9 protein-coding genes are annotated in these 14,952 nt (G+C 68.0%); 7 read left to right on the top strand and 2 right to left on the bottom strand.

Annotated elements, in window-relative coordinates; all coding sequences use genetic code 11:
- Positions 1-368 precede the first annotated feature (368 nt).
- From JYG37_RS07885 to JYG37_RS07865, 5 genes are all read left to right on the top strand, one after another.
- Positions 369-1,193, top strand: a complete 825-nt coding sequence (locus tag JYG37_RS07885) for an IclR family transcriptional regulator (protein WP_050011369.1) — start codon at positions 369-371, stop codon at positions 1,191-1,193.
- A 255-nt stretch (positions 1,194-1,448) separates the two neighbouring features.
- Positions 1,449-2,822 (top strand): MdtA/MuxA family multidrug efflux RND transporter periplasmic adaptor subunit, encoded by a 1,374-nt coding sequence (locus JYG37_RS07880; RefSeq protein WP_050011370.1) that lies wholly within the window; start codon positions 1,449-1,451, stop codon positions 2,820-2,822.
- A 15-nt stretch (positions 2,823-2,837) separates the two neighbouring features.
- The gene (locus tag JYG37_RS07875) at positions 2,838-5,951 is read left to right on the top strand and encodes an MdtB/MuxB family multidrug efflux RND transporter permease subunit (RefSeq protein WP_204383741.1); all 3,114 of its coding nucleotides are present in this window, start codon (positions 2,838-2,840) and stop codon (positions 5,949-5,951) included.
- A gap of 3 nt (positions 5,952-5,954) precedes the next feature.
- Positions 5,955-9,263, top strand: coding sequence for an efflux RND transporter permease subunit (locus JYG37_RS07870; protein WP_213345992.1), 3,309 nt, complete (start codon positions 5,955-5,957; stop codon positions 9,261-9,263).
- Between the two features lie 131 nt (positions 9,264-9,394).
- The gene (locus tag JYG37_RS07865; RefSeq protein ID WP_050011373.1) at positions 9,395-9,778 is read left to right on the top strand and encodes a VOC family protein; all 384 of its coding nucleotides are present in this window, start codon (positions 9,395-9,397) and stop codon (positions 9,776-9,778) included.
- 99 nt (positions 9,779-9,877) lie between these two features.
- On the opposite strand, the gene JYG37_RS07860 is transcribed toward JYG37_RS07865, so the two are convergent.
- Entirely contained in the window at positions 9,878-11,344 is a 1,467-nt protein-coding gene (locus tag JYG37_RS07860) for an NYN domain-containing protein (RefSeq protein WP_213345991.1), read from the bottom strand.
- Between the two features lie 312 nt (positions 11,345-11,656).
- On the opposite strand from JYG37_RS07860, the gene JYG37_RS07855 reads away from it, so the two are divergent.
- Positions 11,657-12,286, top strand: a complete 630-nt coding sequence (locus JYG37_RS07855; RefSeq protein WP_124556947.1) for an SDR family oxidoreductase — start codon at positions 11,657-11,659, stop codon at positions 12,284-12,286.
- Between the two features lie 86 nt (positions 12,287-12,372).
- On the opposite strand, the gene JYG37_RS07850 is transcribed toward JYG37_RS07855, so the two are convergent.
- On the bottom strand, positions 12,373-12,921 hold the full coding sequence (locus tag JYG37_RS07850; protein WP_050011409.1) for a peroxiredoxin: 549 nt from the start codon (positions 12,919-12,921) through the stop codon (positions 12,373-12,375).
- Between the two features lie 278 nt (positions 12,922-13,199).
- On the opposite strand from JYG37_RS07850, the gene cdpA reads away from it, so the two are divergent.
- Entirely contained in the window at positions 13,200-14,942 is a 1,743-nt protein-coding gene (gene cdpA / locus JYG37_RS07845) for a cyclic di-GMP phosphodiesterase CdpA (protein WP_200891613.1), read from the top strand.
- The last annotated feature ends 10 nt before the right edge of the window (positions 14,943-14,952 follow it).

The raw sequence follows: 14,952 nt of genomic DNA, 5'->3' as shown, positions 1-14,952 counted from the left end.
GGACGGTCGGAAAGACAGGCAAAAAAAAGCGCCACGGAGACCGTGGCGCTAAAAAAGTTCTAGCCATTCCGAGGGCCGTGCTAGAACCTGAGAGACTGCGCGAAACATCGTTGCCGGTTAAACTCTTGAAACGATGTTTCGAAAACGTGAGACATTCTTTCCGTTTCCGCCCGACAAGTCAAGCGGTATTTGCACCGGTTCATGCACTTTCCGGCAATGCTCCTTTGAGCGTTTTCCTAATAAACCAAGGGTGAACCCGTAAAATCTCATCCAATGACCGGTTTGCCCGCGGAACATGCATCCTTTGACAATAGTCCTACAATACCAACAAAATTGAAATCGAGTTTCGGAATTAGAGAGAATCCCTCGTGTCGACACCTGTAACCTCTCCCGCGTCGCGGGACCGTGAATCGTCGCCCGACGAGATCACCGCCCTTGCCCGCGGCCTCGCCGTGCTGCGCCGCATCGCGGCTGCCGACGCGCCCGTCAGCAACCGCGAACTGACCGAATTGACCGGCATCCCGAAGCCGACCGTCTCGCGCATCACCGCGACGCTCGTCAGCGCCGGCTTCCTGTTCCAGTTGCCTGACAGCGAGCGCTTCGTGCTGACCGCGTCGGTGCTCGAACTGAGCCACGGTTTCCTGCGCAACTTCGACATCCGCGCGCGTTCGCGGCCGTTCATGATCGAGCTGGCCGAGCGCACGTCGCTGTCCGTGCACCTCGCGGTGCGCGACCGGCTCGACATGGTCGCGATCGACGTGATCCGCCCGCGCTCGGCCGTGCTCGTCACGCGCCTCGAGATCGGCTCGCGGATGGACATCGCGCGTACGGCCGTGGGCCGCGCGTATCTCGCCGCGCTCGAGGACGACGAGCGCCGCCAGCTGCTCGAGTCGCTGCGCACCACGGCCGGCGACGACTGGCCGCACGTATCCGCCCGCCTGACGCCCGCGCTCGACGAAGCGATGCGCGACGGCCACGCGATCGCGATCGGCGAATGGCGCGAAGGCCTGAATGCGGTCGCGGCCGGTTTCGTCGGCCCGTCGGGCCAGCGCTATTCGGTGAATTGCGGCGGCGCGTCGCACCAGTGTCCGCCCGAATGGCTGCAGCAGCACGTGGTGCCCGCGCTGCAGGAATGCATCGCGAAAATCACCCGCGAAATCGGCGGCGCGCCGGCCCGGCGCATCGGCCTGTAACCGTTTCGTCATCGCGCCGTCGCGTTGTGTAACGACCGTAACCCGTTGAAAGATAGACCGCTGGACTGTAACGGGGACGGCACGTAGGATCATGCCCATCGTCGCGCCGCATTCGCGGTGCGCACCGCTCTTTTCCCGCGCGGATCGGCGGGGCCCCGGACCGAGCCGGGCCGCCCCGTCCCGTCACCCGCACGCCCACGCGCAGCCGAGCAGCCCGATTTCCGGCCCGCCGCGCCGTCTTCCTGACAGAACACGATGGATAACGAACAAAAGCCCACGCCCCCTTCGAAAGACCCCGCGCCCGCCGTCGCCCGGCGCCCGCGCCGCACGCTGCTGATCGGCACCGCCGCGGTCGTCGTGATCGGCGGCCTGTTGTGGTGGCACCCGTGGAACCGCACGCCGGCGGCAGGCAGCACCGCGAAAGGCGCGGGCGCCAGCGCCGCCGCGGGCAGCCATCGCGGCCGCGGCGGCCCCGCCGCGATGGCGAACATGCCGCAGCCGGTGCAGGTCGCGACCGCGACGCAGGGCGAGATGCCGATCGTGCTGTCCGCGCTCGGCACGGTCACGCCGCTCGCGAACGTGACGGTGAAGACGCAGCTGTCGGGCTACCTGCAGTCGGTGTCGTTCCAGGAAGGCCAGCTCGTCAAGAAGGGCGACGTGCTCGCGCAGATCGACCCGCGTCCGTACCAGGTCGCGCTCGAGAACGCCGAAGGCACGCATGCGCGCGACGCGGCGCTGCTCGCGACCGCCCGCCTCGACCTGAAGCGCTACCAGACGCTGCTGTCGCAGGACTCGATCGCGTCGCAAACCGTCGATACGCAGGCGTCCCTCGTCAAGCAGTACGAAGGCGCGGTGAAGACCGACCAGGCCGCGATCGATTCCGCGAAACTCAATCTCACGTATGCGCGCATCACGGCGCCGGTGTCGGGCCGCGTCGGCCTGCGCCAGGTCGACCCCGGCAACTACGTGACGCCGGGCGATACCAACGGCATCGTCGTGATCACGCAGTTGCAGCCGATGAGCGTGATCTTCACGACGTCGGAAGACAACCTGCCGCAAATCCTCAAGCAGGTGAACGCGGGCCAGAAGCTGTCGGTCACCGCGTACAACCGCAACAACACGGTGCCGCTCGAGACGGGCGCGCTCGCGACGCTCGACAACCAGATCGACACGAGCACCGGCACGGTCAAGCTGCGCGCGAATTTCGATAACAAGGCAGGCATGCTGTTCCCGAATCAGTTCGTGAACACGCGGCTGCTCGTCGACGTGATGCGCAACGCGACGATCGTGCCGACCTCCGCCGTGCTGACGGGCTCGATCGGCCAGTTCGTCTACGTCGTCAAACCCGACGATACGGTGACCGTGCGCAAGGTCACGATCGGGCCGGTCGACGGCGAACGCACGAGCATCGTCAGCGGCGTCGCGCTCGGCGAGCGCGTGGTGACCGACGGCTCGGACCGCCTGCGCGAAGGCGCGAAGATCTCGATTCCGGCCGACAAGCCGAAAGGCGCGTCGGGCGCGCACGGCGCCGGCGCGGCGTCGGGCGCCTCGGCGGCCTCGGGCGCGGCCGGTCATCGCGGCGGACACAAGCACGGCGCGTCGCAGGCCGCGGCCCCCGCGGCCCAGTAACGCGCGGGCCGCTCGATGAATCCATCCCGCCTCTTCATTCTCCGGCCGGTCGGCACCGCTCTCCTGATGGCGGCGATCATGCTGGCCGGTCTCGTCGCGCTGCGCTTCCTGCCGCTCGCCGCGCTGCCCGAAGTCGACTATCCAACGATCCAGGTCCAGACCTTCTATCCGGGCGCGAGCCCGGAGGTGATGACGTCGTCGGTCACCGCGCCGCTCGAACGCCAGTTCGGGCAGATGCCGTCGCTGAACCAGATGTCGTCGCAAAGCTCGGCCGGCGCGTCGGTGATCACGCTGCAGTTCTCGCTCGACCTGCCGCTCGACATCGCCGAACAGGAAGTGCAGGCCGCGATCAACGCGGCCGGCAACCTGCTGCCGTCCGACCTGCCCGCCCCGCCGATCTACGCGAAGGTGAACCCGGCCGATGCGCCGGTCCTGACGCTCGCCGTCAAGTCGAAGACGCTGCCGCTCACGCAGGTGCAGGACCTCGCGGACACGCGCCTCGCGATGAAGATCTCGCAGATCGCCGGCGTCGGCCTCGTGAGCCTGTCGGGCGGCAACCGGCCGGCCGTGCGGATCCAGGCGAACCCGACCGCGCTCGCGCAGTACGGGATGAACCTCGACGACCTGCGCACGACGATCTCGAACCTGAACGTCAACACGCCGAAGGGCAACTTCGACGGCCCGACGCGCGCGTATACGATCAACGCGAACGACCAGCTGACGAGCGCCGACCAGTACAACAGCGCGGTCGTCGCGTACAAGAACGGCCGCCCGGTGATGCTGACCGACGTCGCGACGGTCGTCGCCGGCTCGGAGAACACCAAGCTCGGCGCATGGGTGAATGCGGACCCGGCGATCATCCTGAACGTGCAGCGCCAGCCGGGCGCGAACGTGATCGCGACCGTCGACGCGATCAAGGCGCAGTTGCCGAAGCTGCAGGAAACGCTGCCGGCCGCGCTCGACGTCGAGATCGTCACCGACCGCACGACGATGATCCGCGCGGCCGTGCGCGACGTGCAGTTCGAGCTGCTGCTCGCGGTCGCGCTCGTCGTGCTGGTGATGTACCTGTTCCTCGCGAACGTCTACGCGACGATCATTCCGAGCCTGTCGGTGCCGCTGTCGCTGATCGGCACGCTCGCGGTGATGTACATGGCCGGCTTCTCGCTGAACAACCTGTCGCTGATGGCGCTCACGATCGCGACCGGCTTCGTCGTCGACGACGCGATCGTGATGATCGAGAACATCGCGCGCTACGTCGAGGAAGGCGAGACGGGGCTCGAGGCCGCGCTGAAGGGTTCGCGGCAGATCGGCTTCACGATCATCTCGCTGACGGTGTCGCTGATCGCGGTGCTGATCCCGCTGCTGTTCATGGGCGACGTGGTCGGCCGCCTCTTCCACGAATTCGCGATCACGCTCGCGGTGACGATCGTGATCTCGGCGATCGTGTCGCTCACGCTCGTGCCGATGCTGTGCGCGAAGCTGCTGCGCCATTCGCCGCCGCCGGAGAGCCACCGCTTCGAGGCGCGCGTGCACCGCGCGATCGACTGGGTGATCGCGCGCTACGCGGTCGCGCTCGAATGGGTGCTGAACCGCCAGCGCTCGACGCTCGTCGTCGCGCTGCTGACGCTCGGGCTGACCGCCCTGCTCTATGTGTTCGTGCCGAAGGGCTTCTTCCCCGCGCAGGACACCGGCGTGATCCAGGCGATCACGCAGGCGCCGCAGTCGATCTCGTACGGCGCGATGGCCGAACGCCAGCAGGCGCTCGCGGCCGAAATCCTGAAGGACCCGAACATCGACAGCCTAACGTCGTTCATCGGCGTCGACGGCAGCAACATCACGCTGAACAGCGGCCGGATGCTGATCAACCTGAAGGCACGCGACGAACGCACCGAAACCGCCGCGCAGATCATCCGCGACCTGCAGCAGCGCGTCGCGAACGTCACCGGCATTTCGCTGTTCATGCAGCCGGTGCAGGATCTGACGATCGATTCGACGGTCAGCCCGACGCAGTACCAGTTCATGCTGACGAGCCCGAACTCGGAAGAATTCGCGACCTGGGTGCCGAAGCTCGTCGCGCGGCTGCAGCAGGAGCCGTCGCTCGCCGACGTCGCGACCGACCTGCAGAGCAACGGCCAGTCGGTGTACATCGAGATCGACCGCGCGAGCGCCGCGCGCTTCGGCATCACGCCGGCGACCGTCGACAACGCGCTGTACGACGCGTTCGGCCAGCGCATCGTGTCGACGATCTTCACGCAGTCGAACCAGTACCGCGTGATTCTCGAATCGGAGCCGAAGGAGCAGCACTACGCGCAATCGCTGAACGACATCTACCTGCCGTCGGCCGGCGGCGGCCAGGTGCCGCTGTCGTCGATCGCGTCGTTCCACGAGCGGCCGTCGCCGCTGCTGGTCGCGCACCTGTCGCAGTTCCCGTCGACGACCATCTCGTTCAACCTCGCGCCGGGCGCGTCGCTCGGCGAGGCCGTCAAGGCGATCGAGGCCGCCGAGAAGGACATCGGCCTGCCCGGCTCGTTCCAGACGCGCTTCCAGGGCGCGGCGCTCGCGTTCCAGGCGTCGCTGTCGAACCAGCTGTTCCTGATCCTCGCGGCGGTCGTCACGATGTACATCGTGCTCGGCGTGCTGTACGAGAGCTACATCCACCCGATCACGATCCTGTCGACGCTGCCGTCGGCCGGCGTCGGCGCGCTGCTCGCGCTGATGATCACCGGGCACGACCTCGACATCATCGGGATCATCGGCATCGTGCTGCTGATCGGCATCGTGAAGAAGAACGCGATCATGATGATCGACTTCGCGCTCGAGGCCGAACGCGTCGAAGGCAAGCCGCCGCGCGAGGCGATCTACCAGGCGTGCCTGCTGCGCTTCCGGCCGATCCTGATGACGACGCTCGCCGCGCTGCTCGGCGCGGTGCCGCTGATCGTCGGCTCCGGCGCGGGCTCCGAGCTGCGCCAGCCGCTCGGGATCGCGATCGCCGGCGGCCTGATCGTGTCGCAGGTGCTGACGCTGTTTACGACGCCCGTGATCTATCTCGGCTTCGACTCGCTCGCGCGCCGCGTGCGCGGCTGGTTCGAACGCCACGGCCCGCAAGCCGGCACGCGCACGGATGCGTAAGCGATGAACCTGTCGCGTCCCTTCATCACCCGCCCCGTCGCGACGACGCTGCTCGCGCTCGGCGTCGCGCTCGCGGGCCTGTTCGCGTTCATCAAGCTGCCGGTGTCGCCGCTGCCGCAGGTCGATTTCCCGACGATCTCGGTGCAGGCGTCGCTGCCGGGCGCGAGCCCGGAAACGGTCGCGACCAGCGTGACGAGCCCGCTGGAGCGGCACCTCGGCTCGATCGCGGACGTCTCCGAAATGACGTCGACGAGCACGGTCGGCAATGCACGGATCATCCTGCAGTTCGGCCTGAACCGCGACATCGACGGCGCCGCGCGCGACGTGCAGGCCGCGATCAACGCGGCGCGCGCCGATCTGCCCGCCGCGCTGAAGAGCAACCCGACCTACCGCAAGGTCAACCCGGCCGATTCGCCGATCATGGTCGTCGCGCTGACCTCGGAAACGGCGTCGCCGGCGAAGGTGTACGACGCCGCATCGACGGTGCTGCAGCAGTCGCTGTCGCAGATCGACGGGATCGGCCAGGTCACCGTGAGCGGCTCCGCGAACCCGGCCGTGCGCGTCGAGCTCGAACCGCAGTCGCTGTTCCACTACGGGATCGGCCTCGAGGACGTGCGCGCCGCGCTGGCCTCCGCGAACGCCAACGCGCCGAAGGGCGCGATCGAGTTCGGCCCGCAGCGCTTCCAGCTCTATACGAACGACCAGGCGTCCCAGGCGTCGCAATACCGCGACCTCGTCGTCGCGTACCGCAACGGCTCGGCCGTGCGGCTGTCCGACCTGTCCGACGTCGTCGATTCGGTCGAGGACCTGCGCAACCTCGGTTTGTCGAACGGCAAGCGCGCGGTGCTCGTGATCATCTACCGGTCGCCCGGCGCGAACATCATCGAGACGCTCGACCGCGTGCGCGCGGCGCTGCCCCAGCTCACCGCGTCGCTGCCGGCCGACATCACGGTCACGCCGGTGCTCGACCGCTCGACCACCATCCGCGCGTCGCTGAAGGACACCGAGCACACGCTGCTGATCGCGATCAGCCTCGTCGTGATGGTCGTGTTCCTGTTCCTGCGCAACTGGCGCGCGACGCTGATCCCGAGCGTCGCGGTGCCGATCTCGATCGTCGGCACGTTCGGCGCGATGTACCTGCTCGGCTTCTCGATCGACAACCTGTCGCTGATGGCGCTGATCGTCGCGACCGGCTTCGTCGTCGACGACGCGATCGTCGTGCTCGAGAACATCTCGCGGCACATCGAGAACGGCAAGCCGCGGATGCAGGCGGCGTTCGACGGCGCCCGCGAAGTCGGCTTCACGGTGCTGTCGATGAGCATCTCGCTCGTCGCGGTGTTCCTGCCGATCCTGCTGATGGGCGGGATCGTCGGGCGCCTGTTCCGCGAGTTCGCGCTGACGCTGTCGCTCGCGATCGCCGTGTCGCTCGCGGTGTCGCTCACGCTCACGCCGATGATGTGCGCGCGCCTGCTGCCGGAACAACACGACCCGCAAAGCGAGGGCCGCTTCGGGCGCTTCCTCGAACGCGGCTTCGCGCGCATGCAGCGCGGCTACGAGCGTTCGCTGTCGTGGGCGCTGCGCCGGCCGCTGCTGATCCTGCTGACGCTGTTCGCGACGATCGGGCTGAACCTCTACCTGTACGTCGTCGTGCCGAAGGGCTTTTTCCCGCAGCAGGACACCGGGCTGATGATCGGCGGCATCCAGGCCGACCAGTCGACGTCGTTCCAGGCGATGAAGCTGAAGTTCTCCGAGATGATGCGGATCGTGCAGGGCAACCCGAACGTGAAGAGCGTCGCAGGCTTCACCGGCGGCACGCAGACCAACTCGGGCTTCATGTTCGTCACGCTGAAGGACCGCACCGAGCGCAAGCTGTCGGCCGACCAGGTGATCCAGCAGCTGCGCCCGCGGCTGGCGGACGTGGCGGGCGCGCGCACGTTCCTGCAGGCGGCGCAGGACATCCGCGTCGGCGGCCGGCAGAGCAACGCGCAGTACCAGTTCACGCTGCTAGGCGATTCGAGCGCCGACCTGTACAAGTGGGGGCCGATCCTGACCGAAGCGCTGCAGAAGCGCCCCGAGCTGACCGACGTGAACTCCGACCAGCAGCAAGGCGGCCTCGAGGCGATGGTGACGATCGACCGCGCGACCGCCGCGCGGTTCGGCATCAAGCCCGCGCAGATCGACAACACGCTGTACGACGCGTTCGGCCAGCGCCAGGTCTCGACGATCTACAACCCGCTGAACCAGTACCACGTCGTGATGGAAGTCGCGCCGAAGTACTGGCAGAGCCCGGAGATGCTCAACCAGGTGTGGATCAGCACGTCGGGCGGCAGCGCGAACGGCTCGCAGACCACCAACGCGGCCGCCGGCACCTTCGTCGCGACCTCGGCCGGCACGTCGAGCGCCGGCACGGCCGCGCAGAGCGCCGCGGCGATCGCGTCCGACTCCGCGCGCAACCAGGCGCTCAACGCGATCGCGGCGAGCGGCAAGTCGAGCGCGTCGTCGGGCGCGTCGGTGTCGACGTCGAAGTCGACGATGATCCCGCTGTCGGCGATCGCGACGTTCGGGCCGAGCACGACGCCGTTGTCGGTCAACCACCAGGGGCTGTTCGTCGCGACGACGATCTCGTTCAACCTGCCGCCGGGCGTGTCGCTGTCGCAGGCGACGCAGATCATCTATCAGACGATGGCGCAGATCGGCGTCCCGCCGACGATCGTCGGCAGCTTCCAGGGCACCGCGCAGGCGTTCCAGCAGTCGATGAACGATCAACCGATCCTGATCCTCGCGGCGCTGCTGGCCGTCTACATCGTGCTCGGGATCCTGTACGAGAGCTACATCCACCCGATCACGATCCTGTCGACGCTGCCGTCGGCCGGCGTCGGCGCGCTGCTCGCGCTGCTGCTGTTCAAGACCGAGTTCAGCATCATCGCGCTGATCGGCGTGATCCTGCTGATCGGCATCGTGAAGAAGAACGCGATCATGATGGTCGACTTCGCGATCGACCAGACGCGCAACAACGGGAAGTCGTCGTTCGACGCGATCCACGAGGCGTGCCTGCTGCGCTTCCGCCCGATCATGATGACGACGATGGCGGCGCTGCTCGGCGCGCTGCCGCTCGCGTTCGGCAGCGGCGACGGCGCCGAGCTGCGCGCGCCGCTCGGGATCGCGATCGCCGGCGGCCTGGTGATGTCGCAGGTGCTGACGCTCTATACGACGCCCGTCGTCTACCTGTACATGGACCGGTTCCGCGTATGGGGCGAGAAGCGCCGCAACCGCCGCGGCAATACCGGCGGGCCGGCGGTCGCCGGCGAGTGACGGAAAGCGGCTGCCCTTCGGGCAGCCGTCTTTTGCGCTTGATTGGCGGGCTCGGTTGCCGGACTTGTTTGCCGGCCGCGATCGGCTATCGTGTGTCCATGTCCACCGCCGCGCCTTCCCGGGAACCCGCCATGAACGTCCAGCTCAATCACACGATCGTCTGGTGCCGCGACAAGCATGCGTCGAGCCGCTTCGTCACCGAACTGCTGGAATTGCCGCCGCCGACGCCGTTCGGCGCAATGCTGGTCGTCGCGCTCGACAACGGCGTGTCGCTCGATTTTTACGAACAGGCGGGGGAAATCCGGTCGCAGCATTACGCGTTCCTGATCGACGAAGCCGGCTTCGACCGCGTGCTCGCGCGCATTCGCGAACGCGGGTTGCCGCACTGGGCCGATCCGGCGAAGCGGCAAGCCGGCGACATCTACCGCCACAACGGCGGACGCGGCGTGTACTTCGACGATCCGGACGGCCACTTCCTCGAAGTGATGACGCAGCCGTATGTGCTGAACGGGTAGCGCGGCAGGCCGGCGGGGCGCCGGCCCGGCATGCGCGGCGCGGGTGTCGCCCGGTTGCGGACGAGACCCGGCCGATTGTCCGACTGTCGCCCGCTGCCGTTACTCGGCGGCAGCCGTCGTCTTGCGCGGACGACGCGCGCGCGGCGCCGCCTTGCGGGCCGGTTTCTTCGGCTTGGCGGCGGCCGGGGCTTCGGCAGCCGCTTCGGGGAGTGCCGCGTCGTGCGACGGTTGCACGGCCTCGTCCCGAGCGTCGGACGCGCGAGCCGCCGGTTCGGCCGCCGCCGCCGCGTGCCGCTCGTCATGCGCCGCGTCGCGATGCGGTTCGTCCGCATGCCGGCCGGGCACGTGCGCTTCGCCACCGTGTGTCGTATCGCCCTGCACGGCGGCGTCCGGCTTGCCGGCCGCGTGGCGACCGGCGCCCTTCGCGGCCGCGCCCTTCTTCGCGGCGGTCTTCTTGGCCGCGCTCTTGCGCGCGCGCTTGCGGCCATCCTTCGCGTCGTCGTGCGCGTCGGTCACATCGGGCGTGTCGGCCGTATCGGCCGGCGCCGCATCAGCGACCTCGGCAAACTCCGCGTCTTCCGCGTCGAACTGCACGCTTTCGTGAACGACCGCTTCCGCGCGCTGCCCGCGACGGTGCGCGTCGCGGCCGGCCGGTGCCGGCTCCGCCGCGCGCGCGCCGTGATGCGCGCCGTGGTGCGCCGCGCCACCGTCACCGCCCGCCGCGACGTGCTCGGCCGCGGCCGACTGGCGGGCCCGCGACACGAACGCGCCCGACTTGTCGTCGCGCCCCACTTCGAGCAGGCCGCGCGCCTGCGCCTCGTCGAGCAGGTTGCCGAACGCGCGGAACCCGTAGTACGACTCGTTGAAGTCCGGCTTGCGACGCTTGATCGCGCTCTTGAGCACCGACGCCCAGATCTTGCCGACGTCGTCGCGCTCCGACGCGAGCGCGTCGAACGTCTCGACCGCCAGCGCGATCGCCTCGGCCTTGCGCGCATCCATGTCGTGCTTGCGCGACGGCTCGTCCGGTCGCTTCGCGCCGCCGTTGCCCGCGCGCTGCTGCTGTTCGCGCTTCGCGAGCGCACGCTGCTGCTCGCGCACCAGATCGTCGTAGAAGATGAATTCGTCGCAGTTCGCGACCAGCAGATCCGACGTCGATTTCTTCACGCCGACGCCGATCACCTTCTTCGCGTTCTCGCGCAGCTTCGACACGAGCGGCGAAAAATCCGAGTCGCCGCTGATGATCACGAACGTATCGACGTGCGACTTCGTGTAGCAGAGGTCAAGGGCATCCACGACGAGCCGGATGTCGGCCGAGTTCTTGCCCGACTGGCGCACGTGCGGAATCTCGATCAGCTCGAAGCTCGCTTCGTGCATCGACGCCTTGAAGCCCTTGTAGCGATCCCAGTCGCAATAGGCCTTCTTCACGACGATGCTGCCCTTCAGCAGCAGGCGCTCCAGCACGGGCTTGATGTCGAATTTCTCGTACTTCGCATCGCGCACGCCGAGCGCGACGTTCTCGAAGTCGCAGAACACGGCCATGCTGACGTTGTCCAGGGGTAATGCCATGTGTACTCCAACCGGTGGGCCGACGCGTGATGCACGCGTAGCGGCGAAAAATGCATCGCGCACATGATAGCCGGTCGGCGCGTCATTCCCGCATCCGTGTGAACGAATGAACGCCGGTACCCGGCACCGGTACGCCGAAGCCGGTACGCCCGAAGCCGGTACGCCCGATGCCGGTACGCCCGATGCCGGTACGCCCGATGCCGGTACGCCCCTTATTACGTGCGCACCGTCGGGGCGATTCGACATTACACTTGAGTTATCGGTCGTCCGTCCCTATCTGCACGGATGACGCATCGAGCAAGGAGCGGTTTCATGACGACGAAGGTACTGCTGATTGGCGCGACCGGCCGGACGGGCCAGGCCTGCGCGGATCTGCTGCTCAAGCAGCCGGAGTTCGAGGTCACGGCGCTCGTGCGCCGGCACGGCTATGCGCTGGCGGGCGCACGGGTCGTCGAGGCCGATCTGACGAACGATTTCTCGCACGCTTTCCAGGGCATCACGCACGTGATCTACGCGGCCGGCTCGGCCGAATCGGACGGCGCGACCGAAGAGGAGCAGGTCGACCGCGATGCGGTCGCCCGCGCGGCCGACTACGCGCTCGCGTTCAACGCGCAGAAGCTCGTGGTGGTCAGCTCGCTGTCCGCCTACCGGCCCGAGCACGGGCCCGACGCGCTGCACCACTATTCACGGATGAAGCGCGAAGGCGACGATCGCGTGATCGCGTCGGGCGTCGACTACGTGATCCTGCGCCCGGGCCCGCTGACGGACGATCCGGGCGTCGGCAAGATCGCGCTGACCGACACGTGGCTCGAGCCCGCGCCGCCCGTGTCACGCCAGGATGTGGCATGGGCCGCGATCGAGGCGATCAAGCTCGGCATCTCGCGCAAGGTCGTCGGCTTCGTCGGCGGCAGCGTGCCGATCGAACAGGCGCTGCGCGCATAACGGCCCGCTGTGCGCCGCCGGGAGGCGGCGCGTTCCCGTGCCCGCGGCCCGCACGACGGGCCGTTTTCACGCGCGGGCCAGCCGTTTTACTGCTTCGGATGCGCGTCGGCCCACGCCTTCACGGCGGCGAGCGTGTTCTCGACGTGCTTGTCGGGCGACAGGCTCGTGTATTCGTAGAGAATCTTCCCTTCCGGCGAAATCACGTAGGACACGCGGTTCGCCCGGTCGAGCGCCGGCAGCTTCGCGTCGTACTCGCGGATGATCTTCGCATCCGGGTCGGCCGCCACCGGGAACTTGCTGCGGCACTCGCTCACCGAGAACTTCGTCAGCGTGTCGATGTTGTCGGCCGACACGCCGATCACCGTCGCGCCGTAAGCCTTGTAACGGTCGACCGCGTCCGCGAACGCATGCGCCTCGATCGTGCAGCCCTTCGTGAACGCCGCCGGATAGAAATACAGCACGACCGGCCCCTGCTTCAGCGCGTCCGCGAGCGCGTACGTGTAGGTCTTGCCGCCCAGCGACGCCTGCGTCGTGAAATTAGGCGCGGCCGCGCCCGGCTTCAGTTCCGCCTGCGCCACGAGCGCATGGCCGGCCACCAGCGCCGCCATGGCGCCCAGCAACAGTTTTCGCTTCATCTGCGTCCTCATTTCTTATAAAGTCGGCCTCGATACAGGCCACGCGGGCGTTCGCCTGCCGAACATCCGTGTGGAAGATCCGGCCGGCGGCAGCGCCGCCTGGGGCCGGTCCGTTAAAGATTTCGCACAGTCTGCCGTTATTCCTTCCGGACAACCGGTTCCAGCCCTTCACGTCAGCGAGAAACATGGAAGCCAACAGGAAACAGACGTCACGCAAGGGCTCCTGGCGCAGCGCCTTGCATACGCTGCGCCGCTTCGCTCGGTCGGGCGGCGCGCTGATGCCCGCGCGCGCGGTCGCGCCGCGACGCGACGACTCCGTGCGCAACTGGCTGGAACAGACGGTCGGCACGGTGGATTTCCTCGCCCACGTCGACCGCGAGTTGCGCTTTCTGTACGTGTCCGACGCGAGCCTGCGCTTCATCGGCTACCACCGCGACTACCTGCATACGCTGACGCTGCGCGACCTGATCGCCGAACAGGATACCGCGGCGCTCGAAGGCCTGCTCGCTCGCGCCGCGCGGTCGGGCCAGGTCGAGAAGGCGACGATGTGCATCGTCAAGTCGCTCACCTACCCGCTGGACGTCGAGGTCCGCGCGTTCAAGAGCCGCCACCACGGCGTCGACGGCTTCGCGATCGCGGCGTTCGACGTGTCGTCGTGGCGCGCGCTCGAGGCGCGTCTGACCTACGAAATGCACCACGACCCGATGACGGGGCTCGACAACCTGTCCGCGCTCGTGCCGGCGCTGATGCGCGCGCAGCAGACCGCCGACGAGGACGGCACCTGCGCGGCGCTGTTGCTGCTCGACCTCGACGACTACCAGCGGATCAACCGCGCGCTCGGCTACGACGCGGGCGACATGCTGCTGCGCGAGACCGCGCAGCGGCTGAAGGCGCTCGTCACGCCGGACGAGCAGCTCGCGCGCGTCGCGAGCGACAAGTTCGCGGTCGTGCTGGGCGCACCGGACCGCACGCAGGCGAGCCATGCTGCCGATTCGCTCGCGCGCCGGCTGCAGGCCGCGGTGCGCGAGCCCTACGTGTTCCAGGGGCAGACCGTGCACCTGTCCGCGAGCATCGGCATCGCGCTCTATCCGGACGAACGCGCCGCGCCGCATCGCGCGCAGCATCACAGCCCGCTGCTGCGCCGCGCCGACCACGCGCTCTCCCAGGCGAAGGCATCGGGCGGCAACGCGCTCGCGTTCCATGCGCCCGTCGACGATCCGGCCGACGCCGAACGGCTCAAGCTCGAAGCCGACCTGTACGACGGCGTGCGCAACGGCGAGTTTTCGCTGCATTTCCAGCCGATCACGCGCAGCCAGTCGGGCGCGGTGGTCGGCGTCGAGGCGCTGATCCGCTGGCGCCATCCGGTGCATGGCCTCGTGCCGCCGGCCACCTTCATCCCGCTCGCCGAATCGATCGGCCTGATCAACTACCTCGGCAACTGGGTGCTCAAGGCCGCGTGCATGCAGCTCGTCGCGTGGGACGGCCAGGGCCTCGCGCTCCAATACGTGGCGGTCAACGTGTCGCCGCAGCAGTTCCGCGACCCGCGCTTCACGCAGAGCGTGCGCGAGGCGATCGCGCTGACCGGCATCGACCCGCGCCGCATCGTGCTCGAAATCACCGAAAGCCTGCTGATGCACGATCCCGCGCACGCGAAAATGCTGCTCGAGGAGCTGACCGGTCTCGGCATCCGCTTCGCGATCGACGATTTCGGCACCGGCTATTCGAGCCTGGCCTATCTGCAGCGCTTCCCGCTCGCGAAGCTGAAGATCGACCGCAGTTTCGTCGAAAACCTGCTGACGTCGCGCAACGACCGCGCGATCGTGTCGGCGGTGGTCGGCCTCGCGCAAACACTGGATCTCGAGCTCGTCGCCGAAGGCGTCGAGACCGAGGCGCAGCGCGAGCTGCTGACGGAGATGGGCTGCAATCACATCCAGGGCTGGCTCGTCTGCCAGGCGCTGCCGTCCGAGGAGCTCGCGCGGCGCTTCGAGGCGCAGCAGCTGCACCTGCACGCCGCCGCCTGACGCGCGCGGC

The sequence above is a fragment of the Burkholderia sp. LAS2 genome (assembly GCF_018417615.1).
Taxonomy (GTDB): domain Bacteria; phylum Pseudomonadota; class Gammaproteobacteria; order Burkholderiales; family Burkholderiaceae; genus Burkholderia; species Burkholderia sola.
Note: the sequence above shows the minus strand (reverse complement) of the source record. Positions and strands in the feature narration are given on the sequence as shown.